Origin of the sequence: Ferrimonas gelatinilytica (genome assembly GCF_039544205.1) — a bacterium.
Classification (GTDB): domain Bacteria; phylum Pseudomonadota; class Gammaproteobacteria; order Enterobacterales; family Shewanellaceae; genus Ferrimonas; species Ferrimonas gelatinilytica.
On record NZ_BAABLF010000006.1, the window covers coordinates 88532 to 110639 of the forward strand.

At 62.3% G+C, this 22108-nt stretch carries 21 protein-coding genes; 15 read left to right on the plus strand and 6 right to left on the minus strand.

Annotated elements, in window-relative coordinates:
- The first annotated feature begins 26 nt into the window (after positions 1-26).
- The gene (gene cysB / locus ABD997_RS05380; RefSeq protein ID WP_345315986.1) at positions 27-1001 is read left to right on the plus strand and encodes an HTH-type transcriptional regulator CysB; all 975 of its coding nucleotides are present in this window, start codon (positions 27-29) and stop codon (positions 999-1001) included.
- A gap of 34 nt (positions 1002-1035) precedes the next feature.
- Here the strand turns inward: cysB and ABD997_RS05385 are convergent, their stop codons facing one another.
- Positions 1036-2409 carry an L-serine ammonia-lyase gene (locus tag ABD997_RS05385; RefSeq protein ID WP_345315987.1) on the minus strand — a complete coding sequence of 458 codons (1374 nt, stop codon included), beginning with the start codon at positions 2407-2409 and terminating at the stop codon, positions 1036-1038.
- 102 nt (positions 2410-2511) lie between these two features.
- Here ABD997_RS05385 and nagZ point away from each other — a divergent pair, with 102 nt between their 5' ends.
- Genes nagZ through ABD997_RS05400 form a run of 3 tightly spaced genes read left to right on the plus strand, consistent with a single transcriptional unit; the run spans position 2512 to position 4431 of the window.
- Positions 2512-3528 carry a beta-N-acetylhexosaminidase gene (nagZ, locus tag ABD997_RS05390; protein ID WP_345315988.1) on the plus strand — a complete coding sequence of 339 codons (1017 nt, stop codon included), beginning with the start codon at positions 2512-2514 and terminating at the stop codon, positions 3526-3528.
- A 38-nt stretch (positions 3529-3566) separates the two neighbouring features.
- Positions 3567-4118 (plus strand): alpha/beta hydrolase YcfP, encoded by a 552-nt coding sequence (gene ycfP / locus ABD997_RS05395; protein ID WP_345315989.1) that lies wholly within the window; start codon positions 3567-3569, stop codon positions 4116-4118.
- Positions 4119-4158: 40 nt separating this feature from the next.
- On the plus strand, positions 4159-4431 hold the full coding sequence (locus tag ABD997_RS05400) for an acylphosphatase (RefSeq protein ID WP_345315990.1): 273 nt from the start codon (positions 4159-4161) through the stop codon (positions 4429-4431).
- 17 nt (positions 4432-4448) lie between these two features.
- Here ABD997_RS05400 and ABD997_RS05405 read toward each other — a convergent pair whose 3' ends face one another.
- A complete protein-coding gene (locus ABD997_RS05405) occupies positions 4449-5381 on the minus strand; it encodes a CsiV family protein (RefSeq protein ID WP_345315991.1) in 933 nt (310 codons plus the stop codon).
- Complete coding sequence (mfd, locus tag ABD997_RS05410) at positions 5378-8851, minus strand: transcription-repair coupling factor (protein WP_345315992.1); 3474 nt, start codon at positions 8849-8851, stop codon at positions 5378-5380. Before mfd ends, ABD997_RS05405 begins: the two co-directional genes overlap by 4 nt.
- 202 nt (positions 8852-9053) lie before the next feature.
- Here mfd and ABD997_RS05415 point away from each other — a divergent pair, with 202 nt between their 5' ends.
- The 5 genes from ABD997_RS05415 to ppiC all read left to right on the plus strand — a co-directional run bounded on the left by ABD997_RS05415 (position 9054) and on the right by ppiC (position 13299).
- Positions 9054-10268 (plus strand): lipoprotein-releasing ABC transporter permease subunit, encoded by a 1215-nt coding sequence (locus tag ABD997_RS05415; protein ID WP_345315993.1) that lies wholly within the window; start codon positions 9054-9056, stop codon positions 10266-10268.
- On the plus strand, positions 10261-10959 hold the full coding sequence (lolD, locus tag ABD997_RS05420) for a lipoprotein-releasing ABC transporter ATP-binding protein LolD (protein WP_345315994.1): 699 nt from the start codon (positions 10261-10263) through the stop codon (positions 10957-10959). Before ABD997_RS05415 ends, lolD begins: the two co-directional genes overlap by 8 nt.
- Positions 10952-12187, plus strand: coding sequence for a lipoprotein-releasing ABC transporter permease subunit (locus ABD997_RS05425; protein ID WP_345315995.1), 1236 nt, complete (start codon positions 10952-10954; stop codon positions 12185-12187). The genes lolD and ABD997_RS05425 overlap by 8 nt, the downstream gene beginning before the upstream one ends.
- Positions 12188-12254: 67 nt before the next feature.
- Positions 12255-12836 carry a spermidine N1-acetyltransferase gene (speG, locus tag ABD997_RS05430; RefSeq protein WP_345315996.1) on the plus strand — a complete coding sequence of 194 codons (582 nt, stop codon included), beginning with the start codon at positions 12255-12257 and terminating at the stop codon, positions 12834-12836.
- A gap of 181 nt (positions 12837-13017) precedes the next feature.
- Complete coding sequence (gene ppiC / locus ABD997_RS05435; protein ID WP_345315997.1) at positions 13018-13299, plus strand: peptidylprolyl isomerase PpiC; 282 nt, start codon at positions 13018-13020, stop codon at positions 13297-13299.
- A gap of 128 nt (positions 13300-13427) precedes the next feature.
- Here the strand turns inward: ppiC and ABD997_RS05440 are convergent, their stop codons facing one another.
- Positions 13428-13955 (minus strand): DUF2062 domain-containing protein, encoded by a 528-nt coding sequence (locus ABD997_RS05440; RefSeq protein WP_345315998.1) that lies wholly within the window; start codon positions 13953-13955, stop codon positions 13428-13430.
- 27 nt (positions 13956-13982) lie between these two features.
- Between ABD997_RS05440 and ABD997_RS05445 the strand changes: the two genes are divergently transcribed.
- The 6 genes from ABD997_RS05445 (at position 13983) to ABD997_RS05470 (ending at position 20707) form a co-directional block, all read left to right on the plus strand.
- Positions 13983-16205, plus strand: coding sequence for a DNA internalization-related competence protein ComEC/Rec2 (locus ABD997_RS05445; RefSeq protein ID WP_345315999.1), 2223 nt, complete (start codon positions 13983-13985; stop codon positions 16203-16205).
- Between the two features lie 92 nt (positions 16206-16297).
- Positions 16298-18049, plus strand: coding sequence for a lipid A export permease/ATP-binding protein MsbA (gene msbA, locus ABD997_RS05450; protein WP_345316000.1), 1752 nt, complete (start codon positions 16298-16300; stop codon positions 18047-18049).
- Entirely contained in the window at positions 18049-19041 is a 993-nt protein-coding gene (lpxK, locus tag ABD997_RS05455; RefSeq protein ID WP_425557049.1) for a tetraacyldisaccharide 4'-kinase, read from the plus strand. The genes msbA and lpxK overlap by 1 nt, the downstream gene beginning before the upstream one ends.
- Positions 19031-19210: a Trm112 family protein gene (locus ABD997_RS05460; RefSeq protein WP_345316001.1), complete on the plus strand. Its 180-nt coding sequence runs from the start codon at positions 19031-19033 to the stop codon at positions 19208-19210. Before lpxK ends, ABD997_RS05460 begins: the two co-directional genes overlap by 11 nt.
- Positions 19210-19956, plus strand: coding sequence for a 3-deoxy-manno-octulosonate cytidylyltransferase (gene kdsB / locus ABD997_RS05465; protein ID WP_345316002.1), 747 nt, complete (start codon positions 19210-19212; stop codon positions 19954-19956). The genes ABD997_RS05460 and kdsB overlap by 1 nt, the downstream gene beginning before the upstream one ends.
- Positions 19957-20098: 142 nt before the next feature.
- On the plus strand, positions 20099-20707 hold the full coding sequence (locus ABD997_RS05470) for a hypothetical protein (RefSeq protein ID WP_345316003.1): 609 nt from the start codon (positions 20099-20101) through the stop codon (positions 20705-20707).
- 45 nt (positions 20708-20752) lie between these two features.
- On the opposite strand, the gene ABD997_RS05475 is transcribed toward ABD997_RS05470, so the two are convergent.
- Both ABD997_RS05475 and ABD997_RS05480 read right to left on the minus strand, forming a co-directional pair.
- Positions 20753-21136, minus strand: coding sequence for a hypothetical protein (locus ABD997_RS05475; protein WP_345316004.1), 384 nt, complete (start codon positions 21134-21136; stop codon positions 20753-20755).
- Positions 21137-21149: 13 nt separating this feature from the next.
- Complete coding sequence (locus ABD997_RS05480) at positions 21150-22010, minus strand: MBL fold metallo-hydrolase (RefSeq protein WP_345316005.1); 861 nt, start codon at positions 22008-22010, stop codon at positions 21150-21152.
- Positions 22011-22108: the final 98 nt, after the last annotated feature.

The following is a 22108-nucleotide window of genomic DNA, read 5'->3' on the forward strand; positions in this document are numbered from 1 at the left end:
AAAAGCATGAGAGAAGCAGGGAAGCGATGAAGCTGCAGCAACTGAGATACATCGTCGAGGTAGTGAATAACAACCTCAATGTTTCGGCCACCGCCGAGAGCCTTTACACCTCGCAGCCTGGGATCTCCAAGCAGGTGCGGATGCTGGAGGATGAGCTGGGGATCCAGATCTTCGGCCGTAGCGGTAAGCACCTCACCCATGTCACCCCAGCGGGTGAGCAGGTGATTGCGATTGCCGGGGATATTCTTGGAAAGGTTGAGGGGATCAAGAAGGTGGCGGCGGAGTATACCCAGCCGGATCGGGGGGATCTGCATATCGCCACCACCCATACCCAGGCTCGGTACGCCCTGCCGGAGGTGATTCAGCGTTTTATCCAGCGCTACCCGGACATCAATCTGATGATGCACCAGGGCACACCGGAGCAGATCTGTGACATGGTGGCCCGGGGCGAGGCGGACTTCGCCATCGCCACCGAAGGGATCCACCTCTACCACGACCTCATCATGCTGCCCTGTTACCACTGGAACCGCTCCATTGTGTTCCATAAGGATCACCCGTTGGCGAAGTGCAAGACCCTGGATCTGCAGGAGCTGGTCAAGTATCCGCTGGTGACTTACGTGTTCGGCTTTAACCGTAATTCGTCTCTGGAAAAGGCCTTTGCTCAGGTGGAGGGCGAGCCGAGGGTGGTGTTTTCTGCCGCCAGCGCGGATGTGCTTAAGACCTATGTCCGCATGGGGCTTGGCGTCGGCGTGATGGCGACCATGGCGCTGGAGCCGGGGGATGCAGAGGACCTGGTGGTGGTGGATGCTTCGGCGCTGTTTGAACCCAACACCACCAAGATCGCCTTTCGAAAGGGCAGCTTCCTGCGCAGCTACATGTATGACTTCATGGAGCGTTTCGCTCCCCACCTGACCCGCCCCGTGGTGGAGCAGGCGCTGGGGCTGAGGGATCAGAAGCAGATCGACGAACTCTTTGCAGAGATGACTCTGCCGATCCGATAGGGTGAGCGCCGGGCCCAAGAGCCCGGCGCTCTGCTTAGCACTCGACGATATTGACCGCCAAGCCCCCCTTGGCGGTCTCTTTGTACTTGGAGCGCATATCCTTGCCGGTATCCCACATGGTCTTGATCACCTTATCCAGGGTCACCTTGTGCAGACCATCCCCCCGGAGGGCCAGGCGAGAGGCGTTGATCGCCTTTACCGCCCCCATGGCGTTTCGCTCGATGCAGGGGACCTGAACCAGGCCGCCGACAGGATCGCAGGTCAGCCCCAGGTTGTGCTCCATTCCGATCTCGGCGGCGTTCTCCACGTTCATCACGGTCCCCCCAAGGATCTCGGTCAGTGCCGCTGCCGCCATGGAGCAGGCGACGCCAACCTCGCCCTGGCACCCGACTTCGGCGCCAGAGATGGAGGCGTTTTTCTTGTAGAGGATGCCGATGGCCGCCGCGGTCAGCAGGTAGCGGCTGCAGGTTTCTCTGTCCACCGGCTGGATGAATTTGTCGTAGTAACACAACACTGCGGGGATGATCCCGGCGGCGCCATTGGTGGGGGCGGTAACAACCCGGCCCCCGGCAGCGTTCTCCTCGTTGACCGCGAGGGCAAACAGGTTGACCCAGTCCATGGCGTTCAGGGGATCCTGGCTGGTGCGACCTTCCGCCTGGAGACGACGGTAGAGCGCTGGCGCGCGACGGCGCAGTTTCAGGCCCCCTTCGAGGATCCCTTCACTGCGGCAGCCGCGGTCGACGCAGGCGCGCATGGTCTGCCAGATCGACCAAAGGGCATCGTGGATATCCGACTCTTCGCGCAATACCTTTTCGTTGGCCAACATCAGCGATGAGATGGAGAGTCCATGCTCAGTGCAGAGGGCCATCAGTTCGGTAGCGGTGTCGAAGGGGTAAGGTTGGGGCTGTGCCACCTGGTTGATCGGCTGGCTGCTTTTGATCTCATCCTCATCCAGAACGAAGCCGCCACCAATGGAGAAATAGGTGCGCTGATAGAGCAGGGTATCCCGACTCATCGCCTTCAGCGTCATGGCGTTGGCATGCTCCGGCAGGGATTTGCGGCGATGGTAGGTGATGCCGTTGGCTCGGGTCAGGGCCACCTGCTGTTCATTGCCGAGCATCAGGGCCTGACGTTCGGCAATCTGGGCCAGTTTCTGCTCAACGGTGTCGGGATCACAATGCTCAGGCTCCTCCCCAAGCAACCCCAGTACCACGGCTTTGCCGGTGCCATGGCCTTTTCCGGTCTGGCCCAGGGAGCCAAACAGCTCCGCCTGCACCTCGGTGACCGCATTCAGCTTGCCTTCACGGCGCAGATCGGCGACGAAGCGGTTGGCAGCGCGCATCGGTCCAACGGTGTGAGAGCTGGAGGGGCCGATGCCGATACTGAACATGTCAAAAACGCTGATCATTCCTGTGTCCTTGTTCTGGTTTTATTCCGATGCCGAGCACTCTACCTCGATGGTAGACTAGCCCCAAACAGCGCCAATCAATTTCTTCAAAGGAGCGTGTAAATGGGACCTGTCATGGCGGATCTGATCGGTACTGAACTGACCGATACGGACCGGGCCCTGTTGGATTGCCCGAGCCTGGGCGGCCTCATCTTTTTCTCCCGCAACTACGACACCCCCTCGCAGCTGCAGGCGCTGATTGAGCAGGTGCGTGCCAGACGACCGGAGCTGCTGCTGTCGGTCGACCACGAAGGGGGACGGGTGCAGCGTTTCATCGACGGGTTCACCCGCTTGCCACCGGTGGGGGCCCTGCTGCCCTGTGCCGAAGGTGACCTGCCCCTGGCCTGCGACTGGGCCAAGGAGATGGGCTGGTTGATGGCCGCGGAGTTGCGGGCGGTCGATATCGATTTTAGCTTTGCGCCGGTACTGGATCTCAACGGTTGCTCCGAGGTGATCGGTTGGCGGGCGTTTGCTCCCGAGCCTGAGGCGGTGATCGCTCTGGCTGGAGCCTACCTGGCCGGGTTGAGGGAAGCGGGCATGGCGTCTGTCGGCAAGCACTTTCCCGGTCATGGCAGTGTGCAGGCTGACTCCCACATTAGTGCACCGGTGGACAGCCGCAGCCGGGAGGCTCTGGAGCAAGACATGGCACCCTTCCGGGCTCTGTCGTCGCATCTGCAGGCGATCATGCCTGCCCACGTGACCTACCCGGCGGTGGACCATCGTCCGGCGGGGTTCAGCCCGGTCTGGATCCAGAGCATACTGCGGGATCAGATGCAGTACCACGGCGTGATCTTCTCTGACGATCTCGGCATGGCCGGAGCGGCGGGGGTGGGCGCAATGGATGCTCGAGCCCAGGCTGCACTGGCGGCGGGATGCGATATCGCCCTGATCTGTAACCAGACGGAGCTGGCCATTGAGGTGGCTAAGTCGATCCCCGCCTGGTCCTCGGTGCCGGCTGCCATCCGGGCACTCAGAGGCGCAGAGCGGCAAGAGCCGGTGGCCTTGCGGCGCTCCTCTCGCTGGCAGGACGCCGAGTCGCTGGCGAAAACCTTGTGTGAGGAATGGCAAGGGCGCGGATAAAGCACCATTCTTAAGCGGAGATCTCGAAGGAGAAAGGCATGATCCTCTATCTACATGGCTTTGATGCGACCAGTCCCGGCAACCATGAAAAGGTGATGCAGCTGCAGTTCATCGATGACGATGTGCGTTTCCTCAGCTACTCCACCCTGCATCCCAAGCACGATATGCAACACCTGCTCAAAGAGGTGGATAAGCACATCAAGCTCAGTGACGACCCCAGCCCCGTCGTTGTGGGAGTCGGCCTTGGCGCCTACTGGGCCGAGCGTGTTGGCTTCCTATGCGGGATCCGCTCGGTGCTCTTCAATCCGAACCTCTGGCCAGAGGAGAACATGACGGGCAAGATCGATCGGCCGGAGGAGTACGAGGATATCGCCTCTAAGTGCGTGTCGCAGTTTCGGCAAAAAAATCGGGGCCGGGCACTGTGTATCCTGGCGCGAAAGGACGAGGTTCTGGACACGGGCCGTATCGCGGAAGCCCTATCCCCCTACTACCCGGTGATCTGGGACGAGGTGGAGGGTCACAAGTTCAAGTCGATCAGTGCCCATCTGCAGGAGATCAAAGCCTTCAAGTCGGAGTCTGAAACCGTTTGAAGCCCAGCGTTGGTAGCGATGGCCTGACAGGAGGCTGTGAATGAAGAGCGTATTGGCCCGGGTGTCGGGAAAGGTCCAGGGGGTGTGGTTTCGCGCCTCTACCCTGGAGCAGGCCCAGCGTCTCGGGGTAACCGGCTATGTCCGTAACCTGGATGATGGTCGCGTCGAGATCCTGGCCCAGGGCGGTGATAATGCTGTGGAAGCGCTGATAGATTGGGCCCGAAGTGGGCCCAGCTCCGCCAGTGTCAGCGAGCTTTTGGCCGATGAGTATGACGGTGAGGATCTCTACCTGGATTTCGAGATCCTCGATTAACCGCTGTCAGGGGTTTCTCACTCTCCAGGCTGTGCCATCCGCCGGATCTGCACCACCAGCCCCATTTTGGGGTGATCGAAGTAGTGGATCTCCCGACTGCGGGCGCGACGGTTCTGATCCATCCGGATGGTAAACAGGTAGGGCTCGCTGGCCCTGGGGGTGTCGGCCGCGTCGAGGTCGTCGGCGCTGTCTGCCTGAATCAGCTCAGATACTTCGTTCTCCTCTCGCTCCCATTGCCGCTCTCCCGGTTCACGCAGGTCAAGGCGGGCCTCGATAAAGAGGTAGCGGTCAAGGTAGATATTGAGCCAACCATTAAGTTGCCAGACGGGTACTGCCATCTCGGGTTCAAGGATTTCGCTGCTAAAGTAGCTCGGCTGTGACGCTTCCTCCGTCTCGGATCTCTTTTTGATGCGCCCATCGAACTCGAACGTCTCCGAGAAGTTACGGCCGCCAAAGAGCAGCACCGGGCTGGCGGAACGGCGGCTGTAAACGGGCATCTGCCAACCGGTGTGCAGCAGCAGGGTGTGGCCATTTCGGGCCAGTTGCCGGGCTTGCGGGCCAAGCTGCAGCATCGATTCCGGTAGCAGGTAAGCTTCTCCCTTGGCCGGATTGCCCAAAGTTTTGGCGGCGGCCACCAGTGGCAACTGGGTCGGCAGCGGCGGCTGGTTCGCTTGCTCCTTCTGGCGGCACCCTTCGGGATCTTGCAGCCATTGGGTGGAGTTGCAACCGTTCGCTGCCTGGTAGATGGCGGCTGTATCCGGCAGCCACAGGGGGCTCAGCAGATCGATGCCACGCCGGGCTGACAGCGGGACGGTGTCATCCGGCCAGCGCTCCGAGCTTTGGTCATCGCGGCTGAATGCCAGAACCTCGACCTCGAACCAGGTGGCGGCATTGGCGGCTGCGGGCAGAGCGAGGCAGAGCAGCAGCACGGGGAGTAACAGGGTTTTCACGAGTGATGAACCTCTTGGTGAAGATCGGCGGACACCAGATCCAGCCAATGGTTGACCGCGGCGATGCGCTCGGCGGCATCCTCCATCGGTTGTTGGAATCGCAATTTGGTCGGTCCGTCCATTCTAAGCTTACCGGCCTGGGATTGCAGCAGGGCGATCAGGGTGGTGGCCTGGACTGGAGTCTGTTCGCTGAAATCGAAGCTGCCGCCTTTGGCGCTGGCCTCGATGCGACGGATCCCCAGCTGGCTGGCTCTGAGTTTCAGCTTGGCCAGGGCCAGCAGGTTCTCGGTGGCAGCGGGCAACCGGCCAAAACGGTCGATCAGCTCAATCTTGGCCTCCACTAAGGCCTGCTCGTTGCGACAGGAAGCGATCTGCTTGTAGATCGACAGTCGGGTATTGACGTGGGGAATGTAGTCTTCCGGCAGCAGTGCCGGGATCCGTAGCTCCAGCTCTGTCTGCTCCGACAGCAACTGGTCCATGGAGGGCTGCTGTCCCGCCTTGAGTGCTTCGACGGTCTGCTCCAGCATCTCCATGTAGAGGGTAAAACCGATCTTGGCGATGTGGCCGCTCTGCTCATCCCCCAACAGCTCACCGGCACCGCGGATCTCCAGATCCTGGGTCGCCAGCATAAAGCCTGCCCCAAGATCTTCAAGCTGCTCAATGGCTTCGAGCCGTTTTTGCGCATCCTTAGTCAGTTTGCCCTCTTTGGGGGTCAACAGGTAGGCATAGGCCTGGTGGTGGGAGCGGCCTACCCGGCCCCGCAGTTGGTGTAACTGGGCCAGGCCGAATTTGTCGGCCCGCTCGATCAGGATGGTGTTGGCGCTGGGGATATCGATGCCGGTCTCGATGATGGTGGTGCACACCAGCAGGTTGAACCGGCCATGGTGAAAATCGCTCATCACCCGCTCCAGTTCCCGCTCCCGCATCTGGCCGTGGGCCACCACGACCCGGGCTTCCGGCACCAGTGCGGCCAGATCTTCGGCGCACTTGTCTATGGTTTCGACGCTGTTGTGCAGGTAGTAGACCTGGCCACCCCGGAGGATCTCCCGCATCAAAGCCTCGCGCACCAGGGCAGGGTCCTGGGGCCGGACAAAAGTTTTGACCGACAGGCGGCGCTTGGGCGGGGTGGCGATGATGGAGAGATCCCGCATGCCGGACATCGCCATGTTGAGGGTTCTGGGGATCGGGGTGGCGGTGAGGGTCAGAATGTCTACCTCCGCCCTCAGTGCCTTGACCTTCTCCTTCTGACGCACACCGAACCGGTGCTCCTCGTCCACCACCAGCAGCCCCAGATCGGTAAAGCGGATGTCACTCTGCAGCAGCTTGTGGGTGCCGATGATGATGTCGATCTTGCCCTCCGCCAGGGCCGCCATCGCTTTCTTCTGTTCGCTGGCGGTCTTGAAGCGGGACATCACCTCGATCCGCACCGGCCAGTCTGCGAAGCGGTCGAGAAAGTTTTCGTAGTGCTGCTGGGCCAGCAGCGTAGTGGGTACCAACACCGCGACCTGCTTGCCTGCATGGACCGCAACGAAGGCCGCCCGCATCGCCACCTCGGTTTTACCGAAGCCCACATCGCCGCACACCAGACGGTCCATCGCATTGGGGGCGCGCATGTCGCTGAGTACCGCTTGGATGGCATTGGCCTGGTCCGCCGTTTCCTCGAAGGGGAAGCCGGCGGTAAAACGGGCATACTCCGCTTTGTCCAGGGCGAAGCGGTGTCCGGGCTTGGCCTCGCGCTGGGCGTAGATCTCCAGCAGCTCTGCCGCTACGTCCCGTACCTTCTCTGCGGCCTTGCGGCGGGTTTTCTCCCAGGCTTCGGAGCCCAGTTTGTTGAGCGGGGCGTTGGTGTCATCGCCCCCGCTGTAACGGCTGATCAGGTGCAGGGCGCTCACCGGCACATAGAGTTTGGACCCGGTGGCGTACTCCAGCTTCAAAAACTCTGACACCATGCCGCCGGCATCCAGGGTTTCCAGCCCCAGGTATCGGCCGACGCCATGCTTGAGGTGCACCACGGGTTGTCCCACCTTGAGCTCCGCCAGGTTGCGGATCAGGGTATCCGAGCTGACCCCTCTGCGGCTGCGACTGCGTCGCTGCTGGCGCACCCGGCTACCGAGCAGTTCCTGCTCGGTGATCAGCGCCAGCTTCTCTTCAGACAGCCACACGGAGCGGGCCAGGGGGCTGACAATCAGGCCCAGGGGCGCGTCGTCGGCGGCAAAATCGCGCCAGTGTTCGAACGTCACCGGCTTCAGGTCCGCGCTGCGCAGCAGTTCCAGCAGCGCCTCCCGGCGCCCCTCCGACTCGACGCTGAACAGGACCCGAGGCCACTGTGGCATCCCCTTGAGCAGCGGAGCTAGGGGGCGTTTCAGCTGATGGTTAACTTCGATCTCGGTAATGGCTTCCGCTTTTGCCTGAGGTGCCTTGGTGATGGCGCCGCTCTCCTGCTCCAGGGCGATGCGGCCATGGGGTTTGATGGCCGCAAACAGCTCCTCCTCCCTCAGGAACAGCTGCTCTGGCGGCAGCAGAGGCCGCAGCGGGTCCACCCGCTGGTTGTCGTATCGGCTCTGGGCATCCCCCAGGTAGTGCTGGCAGCCCCCGGGGATATCCCCGACACTGAGCAGCTGAACTTGCTTGGGCAGGTAATCGAAAACCGTTGCCGTATGCTCGAAAAACAGCGGCAGGTAAGCTTCCACGCCACCGGGCAGGATCCCCTTACTGACCTGCTGGTAGAGGGACTCCGGTTCATTGCTGATCCGCTCAAATTGCTGGCGGTAATTAAACCGGAACGCTTCGATCCCCACCTCGTCGGTGGGAAACTCCCGGGCAGGAAGCAGGGCGATCTCGGTCAGTTCCCCCTCGGAGCGCTGGCTGTCGACGTCGAAGGGGCGTATCGACTCCAACTCGTCGTCGAACAGATCCAGCCGGAACGGCTGCTCTGCCCCCATGGGGAAGAGGTCGACGATGGCCCCTCGCACGGCGAACTCGCCATGCTCGTAGACCTGCTCCACGTGGTGATAACCCGCACCGGCGAGCTGCTGGCGCAGGGCGTTGATATCCAGGGTCTGGCCCCGACGGAAGCTGAGCACGTTACCGGCGACAAAGTCCACGGGACAGAGCCGGGTCAGGGCGGTGGGCACCGGTAGGATCAGCACGCCCTGCTTGAGCGTGGGCAGCGCCGCCAGTGCCTGAAGCCGTTGGGAGACGATGTCCTGGTGGGGAGAGAAGCTGTCGTAGGGCAGGGTTTCCCGGTCGGGGAACAGCAACACAGGGTAGTCTTCCCGGCTGAGGTAACGCAGCTCCTGCTCGAGGTGCAAAGCGGTGGGGGTGTCTTCGGTGAGCAGCACGGTCAGACCCGCGTCCCGACGGATCAGGGCGTCGGCACAGAGGCTGCGGGCGGCGCCGGCCAGGCCGGTCAAACGCTGTTTGTCCCCCGGTCCGAGCGCCGGGGGAGTTAAGGGGGAAAAACGACTCATGGACGATCCGTATTCAGGCCGGGTGTTGTCCGGCGGTGAGAGTTAAGGCTACAGGTTGGAGTCCGCTCTGCCCACCCAAGTTCGATCCGATGGCGGCCCATGGTGCGAGGACAGGTTGGCGTTTCATCGGGGATTGTCCTTGTGTGTGGCATTGATTTTTAATTATTATCCGTGAACTTATGACTTTCGCCAAGCCACCTCTATGACCACTCCGGTGCCGCTTCTTATCGGTTTACGGTACTGGCGTGCCCGCAAGGATACGCGCTTTGTTTCGTTTATTACCCTCTTCTCCGTGCTGGGGATCACCATCGGGGTGGCGGCCCTGATCCTGGTGAGCTCGGTGATGAACGGCCTTGAGGGGCGACTCAAGGGACAGATCCTCGGGGCGGTGCCCCAGCTGGTGATCACCCCCGGCCAGGCCGACCAGGCGCGCCTCGAAGCGGACCTGGCCAGGATGCCGGAGATCCTCGCCACCGTTCCCCTGCTCACCAGCGAAGCCCTGGTGATGCGGGGAGGGCAGATGGGGGGCGTTCAGCTCCTGGGGATCGAGCCCGGCGCCGAACGGGACTACTCCCCCATCGCCAGCCATATGCTCCAGGGACGTTACGACTCCCTGGAAGGGGGGGCGTACCGGATCCTGCTTGGCAGCCAGCTTGCCCGCCAGCTTGGGATCTTCCCCGGAGACCAGGTGCGTGTCATGGCCGCCAAGGGGGCCCGTTATACCCCGATGGGGCGGATCCCCGCCCAGCGTACCTTCACCGTGACGGGGCTGTTCGAGATGGGCGCCCAGATCGACAGCTCACTGGCCCTCATCCATATCGACGATGCCCGCCGCCTGCTGCGTACACCGCCAAATTGGCGCCTCTATCTTGAGGATGCTTTTCGAGCCCCTGAAGTAGGGGAGCGACTCAATGCCCAGTGGCAGGGGCTGAGTGAGCCACCGGAGATCGCCGACTGGCGCAGCGATTACGGCCAACTGTTTTCGGCGGTGAAGATGGAGAAGCGAATGATGGCGCTGCTGCTTGGCCTGATCATCGCCGTGGCGGCGTTCAATATCGTCTCGGCACTGGTGATGATGGTCACGGACAAAACGCCGGATGTGGCGATTCTGAAAACCCAGGGGATCAGCCGGGGCGCCATCACCGGGGTGTTTTGTGTCCAGGGAATGAGCAGCGCCCTGCTTGGCACTGCGCTGGGCTTGACCCTGGGGCTCGTGCTCGCTAACCACCTTCAGCCCCTGCTGCAGGGATTGGGGATCTGGCTGCTGCCCCCGGGCCAGCCGTTACCGGTGATCATCGATCCGCTGCAGGTACTGACGGTGGTGCTCGGTGCCCTGTTCCTCAGCTTTTTAGCCACACTCTATCCCGCCTGGCGGGCGTCTCAGGTCAACCCCGCGGAGGTTCTGCGTTATGAATAAGCCCCTGTTGCAATGTCAGGACCTCGGCAAGGTGTACCGCGATGGTAAGCAGGAAACCCGGGTTCTGGCCCAGTTGAACCTGGAGGTGGCGCCCGGCGAGCTGGTGGCGGTGGTGGGCAGTTCCGGCTCTGGGAAAAGTACCCTGCTGCACTTGCTGGGAACCCTGGACAGCCCCAGCGAGGGACGAGTCCTGTTCAGGGGCCAGGATCTCAGCCGACTCAGTGAGCGGCAACGCAACCGACTGCGCAATGAACAGCTGGGTTTTATCTACCAGTTTCACCATCTGTTGCCCGAGTTTACTGCGTTGGAGAACGTAGCGATGCCGCTGAGGATCGGTGGGGCCTCACGTCGGGATGCGGAGCAGCGGGCGACGGCACTGCTGCAACGGGTGGGGCTGAGTCACCGTCTCAGCCACCGTCCCGGGGAGCTCTCCGGCGGGGAGCGCCAGCGGGTGGCGATCGCCCGGGCCCTGGCCAACCATCCGGCACTGGTGCTGGCGGATGAGCCCACGGGTAACCTGGATGAGCACAGCGCCGAGTCGGTGTACCAGCTGTTGAGAGAGCTGGCGGCAGAGCGGGGCACCGCTTTCGTGGTGGTGACCCATGATCGCCAGTTGGCGGCGCGGCTGGATAGGCAGTTGGAGATGCGAGAGGGCCACCTGGTGTCCAGTGAGGCGGTTACCCATGGTTAGGTGGCTGCCGTTTCAGATCGGCTGGCGCTTCCTGCGCAGCCGGGCCGGCAACGGGTTTGTCTCCTTTATCTCGCTCTCCTCGGTGGTGGGGATCACCCTCGGGGTGGCGGTGCTGATCCTGGTGCTGTCGGCGATGAATGGCTTTGAACGGGAGCTGAAAGATCGCCTCTTGGCGGTGGTACCCCACGCTGAGTTGCTGGCGATGGAGGGGGCGTTGCAGGATTGGCCTGCACTGGTGGCGGATGCCGAGTCCGAGCCTGGGGTGCGGGCGGCAGCGCCCTTCGTTCAGGTGGAGGGGCTGTTGCAGCGCGGCGAGGTGATGAAGCCCGTGATGCTTAGGGGGATCGACCCAGAGTGGGAGCAGCGGGTCTCCTCGGCGGCGCAGTTCATGTCTGCCGAGGCCTGGTCTAGCTTGGGGGAAAACGCCAACCACCTGGTGCTGGGTGAGGCCCTGGCCCGGCAGCTGGAGGTCGAGGTGGGGGACCGTGTATCGCTGCTGCTGCCCGGCGCCGCTGCCGGACCGCTCAGTGCACCCCGAACCCAGATCTTTACCGTCACCGGCCTGTTCGACCTCGGGGGCGAAATTGATCGCACCGCGGCTTTTATCAACCAGGCATTTGCGGCATCCATGACCGGCTTGGCCCCTGGCGGTGCCAGTGGCGTCCGCATGACCCTGACGGATCTCTTCCAGGCACCGGAGCTGGTGCGCAAGGTGGGATTCCGGCAAAGCCAGTACCTGCAACTGACCGACTGGACTCGGACCCAGGGCCATCTATACCAGGATATTCAGCTGATACGGATGCTGACCTACCTGGTGCTGGTGCTGGTGGTAGCGGTGGCTAGCTTTAACATCATCTGTTCCCTGGTGATGTCGGTACGGGACAAGGAGGCGGAGATCGCCATCCTGAGAACCATGGGGATGAGCCGGGGTGGGATCCTCACCGGTTTCATGGTCCAGGGTGCCCTCACCGGGGCCCTCGGCTGCGTCCTGGGAGCCTCTATCGGGGCCCTGCTGGCGACGCGGCTGTCCGGTATCATGGCGGCTATCGAGTCACGCTTCGACATGCACTTTCTGTCGGGTGAGGTTTACTTTATCGACTTTTTGCCGTCGGAGCTGATGATGCGGGACGTGGCCACGGTTTCCCTGCTGGCGTTTGGGGTGACCCTTATTGCCACCTGGTATCCAGCGTGGAAAGCCAGCCGGTTGCAACCCGCCGAGCTTCTGTAGGCGTTGCAGCGGCAGGACCCGGTACTCGTGTGGTCGGGTCGTAACGAACAAGGAGTGAGAGTCTGTTATGAAAAGCGCGTCGGATCGGAACCAAGCCTCCACCATCTTAACCCGCATCCGCCTGCGGGCGCTGGAGCGGGATGACCTGAGCTTTGTCCATCACCTGAATAACGATCGTCAGGTGATGGCTTACTGGTTCGAAGAGCCCTACGAGGCATTCGTTGAACTTGAGGAGCTGTACGATAAGCATATCCATGACCAGTCGGAGCGACGCTTCATCGCGGAGAATATGGATGGTGAGGCAGTGGGGCTGGTGGAACTGGTGGAGATCACCCACATCCATCGTCGTGCGGAGTTCCAGATCATCATCGATCCGATCCACCAGGGGAAGGGGTACGCCCGTGAGGTGATGAGCCAGGCGGTGAACTACGCCTTTAAGGTGCTCAACATTCATAAGCTCTACCTGGTAGTCGCGGTGGACAATACCAAGGCGCTCAAGCTCTATGAAGACTTCGGCTTCGTCGAGGAGGGCCGCCTTGTGCAGGAGTTTTTCACCAATGGTTACTACCGTGACGCCATCCGCATGTACATGCTGCAGAGTGATTACCTGGCGCGGGATCCCCACACCGCCATCGATGCTCCCCATTGATTGGGGGCAGTGAAAAGGGAAGTGGCAGGGAGAGCGGTTGGGAGTGCGACCGTTCCTGTAGGAGAAGCCATGGGCTTCTCCTGAGGCTGCCAGCGGCTTCGGTGCTGCGATACACTGATGCTAGGGCGCCGGCGGCGAGTCTGTTAGGATCCGGCCCCCTCATCTCTCACTGGAGTTCATCATGGCGAAAACCGCAGCGGCCCTTCATATCCTGGTAAAGCATGAGGCCAAGGCCCAGGAGTTGCTTAAGCAACTGGAGAAGGGCGCAAACTTTCAGACCCTGGCGAAGAAGCACTCCACCTGTCCGTCGGGCAAGAAGGGTGGCAGCCTGGGGGAGTTTCGTCGTGGCGACATGGTGGGGCCCTTTGATAAAGCGGTCTTCACCGGCCCCATCCTGAGCCCTATTGGTCCGGTTAAAACCAAGTTTGGTTACCACATCATCAAGGTGCTCTACCGCACCTGAGCATGCGGCCCCATCGCCGGGGCCCCTTCCACTCTTTTTTACGATACGCTGCCGGGTTTTCGCCTATCTTGCGGTCTGTGCTTCATTTACGCAGGCCCAGGGTGAGCGTTAACGGGGCGTTCTTGGCGTCAGGGCAGGGGGCGGGTTCGGGCGTTCCGGCGGCGGCGCCAGTTAAACAGGATCGAGTAACGCCAGAGGCTGTCGATCACCAGGTAGGTCAGGGCCGCGCAGATCAGGCCCAGCAGGGCACATCCGAGTAGGAAGGGGGGGCCGAAGGAGTGCAGGCTGTCGGCCAACCACTGGAAACTGAGTTGAAACTCGAAGGCACCGCGCTCCCAGTCCATCACCCAGGTGCCGAGCAGGTAGGCCAGGTAGAACATGAAGGGCATGGTCAGGGGGTTGGAGATCCACACCGCGATGATCGCCAACGGCATGTTAACGCCGGCGATGATCGCCAGGATCGCCGCCAGCACCATCTGGAACGGGATCGGCATCCAGGCGCTGAATACCCCCAGGGCCAATGCACCGCTGGCGGAACGACGGTTCAGATGCCAGAGGCTAGCCTTCTGCATCCAAGGGCCGAGTAATCTAAGGTATTTATGCTGACGGATCCGCTCAGGGTCGGGCATGATCCGTTTAAACGTTCTTCTTGGCATCTTTTGGCGATGAAATCCTAAACCCAGATGGTCAATGGACTTTTACTGGGATGGGTGGCGGCACTGACACTAAGTGTAGTTTGGCCGCTCCTGCTGCCCATCTCCGTGTTGATGATCCTCACCCTGGCCGCTGCCGTCTGGGGGCGGATCCCCTTTCTGATCGGTATCGGGCTGGGCTTGTGTTGGGGCCAGGGGTATGCCCATTGGCTGACCAGCCCGGATCGGGCCCTGGCGGCGGGGTATCACGAGGTGATCGCGAGAGTGACGTCGGCGCCAGTCGGCGACGCACTATACCAACGAACCCATTTTCGGGTCGAGAGGTTCCCTAAGAAATCCTTCCCTTGGCATGAGCCTAGACAACTGGAGCTGAGTTGGTACAACGGCCCAACTCTGTCCCTGGGAGAGCGCTACCGTCTCCTGGTTAAACTCAAAGATCCCGATGGCAGCGGTAATCTGGGGGGACACAACGGTCGTCGCCATCGTCTGGCCCAGGGGATCACCGCCATCGGCTACGTGCGAGAGGGCGAACTGTTGACGGATCCGGGCCACTGGCGCCGGGCGCTGATGGCCCGGTTGGAGGCGGGGGTTGAAGCCCTGCCCCGAGGGGATCTTATCCGTGCCTTGATGTTGGCGGACAAGCGAGGGATAAGTCAGGAACGTTGGCAGCAACTGCGTCGCTCCGGGCTTATCCATCTGATGGCGGTGTCCGGGTTGCATCTCTCCATCGTGGCTGGCCTGGTGCTGGCTTTGGGTTATGCGCTGATGCCGAGGATCTGGCCGGACCCCCGCGGCCGTGGGCGGGTGCTGGTCTGGTGGGCCGCTGGCCTGGCGGCATTGGGCTACGCGCTTCTTGCCGGCTTCGCTCTGCCCACCCAGCGTGCCCTGCTGATGGTGCTACTGGGGATGCTGCTGTTGTGGCTCAACCGTAACGCCCGACCCTGGGAGGTGTTGCTGCGGGTGGCGGCCCTGGTGCTGCTGTTCCAGCCGCTGGCCGCCATGGCCCCGGGCTACTGGCTCTCGTTTGGTGCGGTGGGGCTGATCCTGCTGTTTCACTGGCTGGGCGTCGGCTTTGGTGGCCAACGCCTCACTCAGCGCCTGCTCAGCCTCTTTCTGCTGCAGGGGGTGATCACCCTGGGCCTCTTCTTCCTGCAGGGGGCCTGGTTTGGCGAAGCGACACTGCATGGCCTCTGGGCCAACCTCCTGCTGCTGCCCCTTTTCTCCGTGTTGTTACTGCCGCTCTGCCTGTTGGCTGCCGGGAGCTACCTGCTCGGGGCGCCGCAGGAGGTCTTGCTGCTGGCGGATTGGGCGCTCTGGCCTTTGGAATTGGTGGCCCACTGGGCGGCGGCGCTGCCCTGGGGGGCCGGTGGGATCCCGCAAGCTATCCTGTTACCCGGGGTGATGTTGTTGATGGCGGCTGCCTTGGTTTGGCTGCGTCCCTGGCGCGGTTGGGGCTGGCAGGCGGCCATCCTTGTGCTGCCGTTTGCTCTGCTGCTCCAGCGGCCCGAGCCGGAGTGGCGTATCGATGTGATCGATGTCGGTCAGGGGCTGGCGGTCCTGGTTCAACGCCAAGAGGGGGCGCTGCTCTATGATACCGGTGCCGGTTTTGCCAGTGGGTTCAGTTATGCCCAGAGCGCGATCCTGCCGCTGCTTCGTGAGCGGGGGGTCGAGGCGCTGGAGTGGTTGGTGGTCAGCCATGGGGATCAGGATCATCGCGGGGGCGTCGACGCTCTGCGCGAAACCATACCGGTGGGGGGGCAGGTCGGGTTTGGCGGGCGTCCCTGCCTGCAGGGGCCCTCACACTGGCGGGGGCTGGATCTTCATTGGTACCAGTATGAGAGGGCCGGTAATGATGGCTCCTGTGTGCTGGTGCTCTCCGATGGCCAGCGCCGGGTGCTGCTGCCCGGCGATATTGAACGCGGCGGCGAGGCCCATCTGCTGGCCCAGGGGGTCAAGGGGCCGTTCGAGCTGTTGCTCGCTCCTCATCATGGCTCCAGCACCTCCAGCAGCGCCGAGTTTGTGGACGCGATGCAACCGAACTGGGTGGTCTATGCGGCGGGACGGGTCAACCGTTGGGGCTTCCCCCATCCTGAGGTGGAGCAGCGCTATCGGGCCCTGGGCAGCCGGACCTTGCATACGGGGCGACTGGGGCAATTGGAGTTTCGTTTCGATGAGGAGGCCCCAACGCGGTTTCGCAGCTATCGTCAGCAGATGGCGCCCTGGTGGTATAACCGACAATTGGCGAGTCGTTAGTGCCATCCCGGTGGCTTTTGCGCGCCCGGCATTGGTTTCCCCGTCTCGGCCCGAGTAGAATGGCCCTCCTGAAACAATGACTATCGGCAGATATGAGCGATAAACATCCCGGCCAGGTGTGGCCCACATTCAAGCGACTCTGGCCCTATGTTCGTCCCTACAAGGGGGCGTTCGTACTGGCGATCCTGGCGATGGCAGTGTACGGCGGCGTCGATGCCGCCATGATCTACCTGGTGAAGCCCCTGATCGACACCGGCTTGGCCGAGGGCAACGCCTCCGCACTGCGTTGGGCACCGGTACTGATAGTGGGACTGTTTATCATCCGTGGACTGGGTAACTTTGTCTCCACCTACTGCATGGCCTGGGTCAGCCAGCATGTGATCCGCGCCATGCGCCAGTCGGTGTTTGAGAAGTACCTGCGGCTGCCGGTGAGTTACTTCGATACTCGCTCCAGCGGCGATCTCATCTCCAAAGTGACCTACGACACCGAACAGGTCTCCCGCGCCTCCTCCAGCGCCCTGGTCTCCATGGTGCGCGATGGGTTCACGGTGCTGGCGCTGCTGTTCATCATGTTTAACGAGAGCTGGCAGCTGTCCGCCATCTTCTTCCTGGTCGGCCCCGTGATCGCCTGGGTGATCGCCCTGGTCAGCCGGCGTTTTCGCAAGGTGTCGAGAAACATCCAGGCCGCCATGGGCGGCGTCACCAGTGCCGCCGAGCAGACCCTCAAGGGGCATAAGAACGTGTTGGCCTTCGGTGGTCAGCAGCTGGAGGCGGCCCGTTTCGCCGAGGTCAACAATCGCACCCGGCAACAGAACATGAAGCTGGCCGCTGCCCAGGCGATCAGTCAACCCTCTATCCAGATCCTCGGCTCCTTTGCCCTGGCAACCGTCCTCTTTGTCGCCAGTTTCGAGAGCGTATTGCAAAACCTGACTCCGGGTTCCTTTGTGGTGATCATCGGCTCCATGATGGGCCTGATGTCACCGGTTAAGAGCCTGACGCGGGTCAATGCGGAGTTTCAGCGCGGCATCGCCGCCGCCACCAGCGTCTTCGATGTGCTGGATGAAGCGGAAGCCGAGGATAAGGGCACCGAGGTGATCGAGCATGCCCGGGGGGACCTGGCCCTGGAGCAGGTGGTATTCAGCTACCCCAACACCCTGGCTCCGGTGATCAAGGGGATTGACCTGACCATTCCTGCCGGTAAAACCGTGGCCCTGGTGGGGCGTTCCGGCTCCGGTAAAACCACCCTCTCCACGTTGCTGCCGCGTTTTTACGAGCTGGACAGCGGCACCATCCGCCTGGATGGCAAGGATATTACCCAGTTGACCCTGTCCAGCCTGCGGGCCCAGATCGCCACGGTGTCCCAGCAGGTGGTGCTCTTCAACGACACCATCGCCAACAACATCGCCTACGCCTGTCGGGACCGGGTTTCCCGGGAGCAGATCGAGGCCGCTGCCAAGGCCGCCCACGTGATGGAGTTTGCCAGCCGCCTGCCGGATGGACTGGAAACCCTGGTGGGGGAGGATGGAGTGATGCTCTCCGGTGGTCAGCGTCAGCGTATTGCCATCGCCCGAGCGATCCTGCGGGATGCGCCGGTATTGATCCTTGATGAGGCCACCTCGGCCCTGGATACGGAGTCGGAGCGGGTGATCCAGGATGCGTTGGAGACTCTGCAGCGGGGCCGCACCTCCCTGGTGATCGCCCACCGCCTCTCCACCATCGAGTCGGCGGATGAGATCGTGGTGATGGACCAGGGGCGTATCGTCGAGCGTGGCAGCCACCAGGCGTTGCTGGCCAAAAACGGTGCCTACCGTCAGCTGCACCAGATGCAGTTCGGGGAGAGTTGATGGCCCTGCGAGAATGGCTGGAGCGGGCGTGGCAGCAGGGGCACCCGCTGCTATGGGCGCTGGCGCCACTTGCGGGGATCTTCATCGCAGTGTCCGCCGTGCGCCGGCTGGCCTATCGCCGGGGCTGGCTGCAGCAGCACACCCTGGCTGTTCCCGTGATCGTGGTGGGCAATATCACCGTGGGCGGTAACGGCAAGACCCCCACGGTGTTGGCGCTGGTGGCGCTGCTTCAGCGACAGGGTTACCGCCCCGGGATCATCAGCCGTGGTTACGGCGGTGTGGCTGCACACTACCCGCTGCTCCTGACTCCGACGACCGTTGCCGCCGAGTGCGGCGATGAGCCGCTGTTGATGTACCAGCGCAGCGGTGTGCCGGTGGCGGTGGGGCCGGACCGGGTGGCAGTGGCGCAAAGCCTTATCGAGACCGGCGAGGTTGACATCATCGTCAGCGACGACGGGATGCAGCATTACCGACTTGGTCGCTTGATGGAGGTCGCGGTGATTGACGGCGAGCGTCGTTTCGGCAACGGTCACCGGCTGCCGATGGGGCCCTTGCGGGAGTCGGTGCGGCGACTGCAAGAGTGCGATTTTCGGCTCTGCAACGGCGGCCCAGCCGGGCCTGGTGAGTGGCCGATGACCCTGGAGCCGGGCCAGTGGCAAGCGGTCGATGGCCGGGGTGAAGCCAAGCCCAGTGAGCCCTGTGTGGCGATGGCCGGGATAGGACATCCGCCCCGCTTTTTTGCCACTCTGAAGGCGATGGGCATTGATCCCAAGCGCTGCATCGGCTTTGCCGATCACCAGGCTTATGAGCCGGCCTCTTTGGCCGCGCTAACGCCCGCTAAAGAAGCGTTATTAATGACCGAAAAAGATGCGGTTAAGTGCCGCGCCTTTGCCCGTGATAACTGGTATTACCTACCGGTAACTGCTAGTTTGGGGCCAGATTTTGACCGCCAATTTTTGGCAAAACTGAAGGAAAAGCTCGATGGCGTTTGACAAGAAACTGCTGGAGATCATCGCCTGCCCGGTGTGCAAGGGCAAGCTGGAGTATGACCATGACGGCCAGCGCCTGATCTGCAAGGCGGATCGCCTGGTGTATCCCATTACCGAGGGGATCCCGGTATTGCTGGAGGATCGTGCCACCCCCCTGGAGAGTCAAGACTGATGTCTTTCGTGGTGGTGATCCCGGCGCGTTACGCGTCCACGCGCCTGCCGGGCAAGCCGCTGGCGGAGATCGCCGGGAAGCCGATGATCCAGCATGTGGCGGAGCGGGCCAAGGCCTGTGGAGCGACCCGTGTGGTGGTAGCAACCGATGATCAGCGGGTGGTGGATGCGCTCACCGGCCGATGCGAAGTGTTGATGACCTCCCCGGATCACCAAAGTGGTACCGAACGGCTGGCTGAAGTGGTGGATACCCTGGCCTTGAGCGATGACACCATCGTCGTCAACGTACAGGGGGATGAGCCACTGATCCCGGAGCGGATCATTCGCCAGGTGGCGGACAACCTGGCATCGAGCTCGGCCCAGATGGCGACCCTGGGGGTGGCGATCGAGCAACCCGAGGAGATGCACAACCCCAACGCGGTCAAGGTGGTGTGTGATAAAGAGGGCCACGCGCTCTACTTCTCCCGTGCCCCCATTCCCTGGGACAGGGACGGTTTTGCTGCGCAACTCACCGTCAGCCCCGGCGCCCTGCGCCATATCGGGATCTACGCCTACCGGGCTGGCTTCATCCGTCGCTATGTCACCTGGCCGGTCAGCCCGTTGGAGACCATCGAGTGCCTGGAGCAGCTTCGGGTACTCTACCAGGGTGAGAAGATCCACGTGGCCCAGGCGCTGGAAGCGCCCCAGGCGGGGGTGGATACACCGGAGGATCTGGCCCGGGTGCGGAGTGTGCTGGAACCGCGCTAGCGTTCGAAGCTGAACCTTTGATAAACGGGCGCCCGAAAGGTGCCCGTTTTAAGTACCTGGGATCCCAAAGTCCGCCAGCCGCATCCGCGAGTGGCTCAAAGTCGTGTTACGTTTCGCGCCCCAATCAGCAGCGAGGTGGCGTATGAAGCAAGTTATCGATGGCATTTATCAAACCGGCAAGATGCATGTGAGCATCGGCCCCCATTCCGTTACCAAAACCTATACCGGCAGCAAGGCGCAACGTAACGGATTCCCCCGCGAAGTGCGTGCCCTCGAGCGCCTGCGGGGCGTGGCGGGGTTTCCGCAGCTGATCAACGCAGACTCGTCGAACTTCGCCATCACCATGAGCCGACTGCCCGGTGCCATGGCTAAGAGCCTCAACCCCCAGCAAGTTGCGCTCGTGCGTCAGCGGGTCGCGAGTATGCTGGCCCAGGGGGTGGCACGCCACTCGTTACCGATCCGGGATTTTGTGGTCAGTACCGATGGCGAAGTGGGGATGGCGGACTTCGAGCGCACCACGCTGCGCCGCTGCCGCTTCAGTCCGCTTTGGGTCGTGGCGACCCTGGTGACCCAGTACAACCTCTCTCGATTGGTCCGGGCCAACTGTCCCGAGGCGCTGGGGGCGGGCGAGCGCCTGGGATTGCACCTGGCCGATGGGGTGCGCGCCATGCTGCAGCCTCTGGTCAAGAGTAAAAAGGCGTTGCGCCGAGCGCGGCGTCGACGCTTTGAGGTCCGCCCCTCAGAGGCGTGAAAATAGCGCGGGCCCGCGTTGGCGGGCCCGTTTGGCGAGGGGAGGCTACTCGTGGTACTGGGGCCAAAGCTCCTTTTGCGTTTCCCCCACCAGGCGGCTGAGCTCCACATGGGCGGGAACCCCCTCCAGCAGAAGCTCCGTTGCCCCCCACTGGATCGACATCACCACGATACACAGTGGCAGTGCCTTCCAGTAGGGGCAGTCCAGCATCAGACTGAAGGCGATGGCACCGGCCAGCAGACTCACCAGCCAGGCCAGGCTTTGATCCTCGAGAAAGCGCAGGGCAAGATCCTGCAGCGCCAGGGCGGCGACCACGGCCGCCAGCGCCGCCCACCAGCTTGGGTTACCGATGCCCAAAAGCCGGGCACCGCCATAAACCGGCAGCAGGCTTAGCAAGAGCGCACAGAGAAGAAAGAGACCCAGTTGCATCGCCATTTCCATTTTACTGCATCTCCCGCCACAGGGTGTCTATCCAGCGCCCTTCGTCGATAAAGGCCCAGCTCCAGGACTTTAGCTCCGTCGGCAATCCCTGCTGCTGCCACTGGGCTTTGGGCTGGCCCGCCAGGGCCTCGGCCCAGCTCAGAGAGGTTCGGATCATCTCGGCGAAGCGGATCAGGTCGTCCCGGGTGGCCAGGTCACCATGGCCCGGGATGATCTGGGTCTGGTCGTTGGTCCACGTCAGCAGGGTCTCAACCCGGGCGAGGTAGCCCCGGACGGTGCCGCCGTGATCCTGGTCGATATAGGGGAAACGGTCGTGGAAGAACAGGTCGCCGGTGTGCAGTACATTGGCCTCCTTGAACCAGACCACGGCGTCGCCGTCCGTATGGCCAACTCCCAGGTGACGTACCTCCACTGTCAGGCCGTTGAAGTGCAGATCCACGCCCTCACCGAAGGTAAGCACCGGCAGCGCCGCCAGGTTGTCTGGATCCTGGCGATGCATCTGTTGCCGGACGTTGTGATGGGACATCAGGGTGGCGTGTTGACCAAAGATCGCGTTGCCGCCGGTGTGGTCACCGTGGTAGTGAGTATTGATCAACAGCTTCGGCGTACCCTCGCCATCGACCAGGGTATTGAGCTTAGCCTGGATCTTTTCCGCCAGGGGGGCGAACTGATCGTCCACCAGCAAAACCCCATCCGGGCCGGTACTGACCCCGATATTACCGCCACTGCCGGTCAGCATGTAGAGCCCGGCTCGAAGCGGCGTGGCGTCGATCTGGGTGTTGGCAAAACGGTCAGAATCTGGTGCGGCAACGGCACTGAGCGGCGTCAGCAGCATCAGTATCGCCATCAGGTGTGAGTTCATGGGATCCATCCCTTCAGGTTGGGTGTGGGGTTAATGTAATGGCAATGCCCGACAGATGGAAGCCGGGGGCGATGATCGCCCCCGGTTAGCTGTAATCG

Excerpts from the sequence above, each read along its gene's own strand:
- lpxK (WP_425557049.1), top strand. The coding sequence starts at position 18,049 with ATGGCCCTGCGAGAATGGCTGGAGCGGGCGTGGCAGCAGGGGCACCCG.
- ABD997_RS05425 (WP_345315995.1), top strand. The coding sequence starts at position 10,952 with ATGGTTAGGTGGCTGCCGTTTCAGATCGGCTGGCGCTTCCTGCGCAGC.
- msbA (WP_345316000.1), top strand. The coding sequence starts at position 16,298 with ATGAGCGATAAACATCCCGGCCAGGTGTGGCCCACATTCAAGCGACTC.
- ABD997_RS05445 (WP_345315999.1), top strand. The coding sequence starts at position 13,983 with ATGGTCAATGGACTTTTACTGGGATGGGTGGCGGCACTGACACTAAGT.
- speG (WP_345315996.1), top strand. The coding sequence starts at position 12,255 with ATGAAAAGCGCGTCGGATCGGAACCAAGCCTCCACCATCTTAACCCGC.
- ABD997_RS05400 (WP_345315990.1), top strand. The coding sequence starts at position 4,159 with ATGAAGAGCGTATTGGCCCGGGTGTCGGGAAAGGTCCAGGGGGTGTGG.
- ABD997_RS05385 (WP_345315987.1), bottom strand. The coding sequence starts at position 2,409 with ATGATCAGCGTTTTTGACATGTTCAGTATCGGCATCGGCCCCTCCAGC.
- mfd (WP_345315992.1), bottom strand. The coding sequence starts at position 8,851 with ATGAGTCGTTTTTCCCCCTTAACTCCCCCGGCGCTCGGACCGGGGGAC.
- ABD997_RS05480 (WP_345316005.1), bottom strand. The coding sequence starts at position 22,010 with ATGAACTCACACCTGATGGCGATACTGATGCTGCTGACGCCGCTCAGT.
- kdsB (WP_345316002.1), top strand. The coding sequence starts at position 19,210 with ATGTCTTTCGTGGTGGTGATCCCGGCGCGTTACGCGTCCACGCGCCTG.
- cysB (WP_345315986.1), top strand. The coding sequence starts at position 27 with ATGAAGCTGCAGCAACTGAGATACATCGTCGAGGTAGTGAATAACAAC.
- ABD997_RS05475 (WP_345316004.1), bottom strand. The coding sequence starts at position 21,136 with ATGCAACTGGGTCTCTTTCTTCTCTGTGCGCTCTTGCTAAGCCTGCTG.
- ABD997_RS05440 (WP_345315998.1), bottom strand. The coding sequence starts at position 13,955 with ATGCCAAGAAGAACGTTTAAACGGATCATGCCCGACCCTGAGCGGATC.
- lolD (WP_345315994.1), top strand. The coding sequence starts at position 10,261 with ATGAATAAGCCCCTGTTGCAATGTCAGGACCTCGGCAAGGTGTACCGC.
- nagZ (WP_345315988.1), top strand. The coding sequence starts at position 2,512 with ATGGGACCTGTCATGGCGGATCTGATCGGTACTGAACTGACCGATACG.
- ABD997_RS05470 (WP_345316003.1), top strand. The coding sequence starts at position 20,099 with ATGAAGCAAGTTATCGATGGCATTTATCAAACCGGCAAGATGCATGTG.
- ABD997_RS05460 (WP_345316001.1), top strand. The coding sequence starts at position 19,031 with ATGGCGTTTGACAAGAAACTGCTGGAGATCATCGCCTGCCCGGTGTGC.
- ycfP (WP_345315989.1), top strand. The coding sequence starts at position 3,567 with ATGATCCTCTATCTACATGGCTTTGATGCGACCAGTCCCGGCAACCAT.
- ppiC (WP_345315997.1), top strand. The coding sequence starts at position 13,018 with ATGGCGAAAACCGCAGCGGCCCTTCATATCCTGGTAAAGCATGAGGCC.
- ABD997_RS05415 (WP_345315993.1), top strand. The coding sequence starts at position 9,054 with ATGACCACTCCGGTGCCGCTTCTTATCGGTTTACGGTACTGGCGTGCC.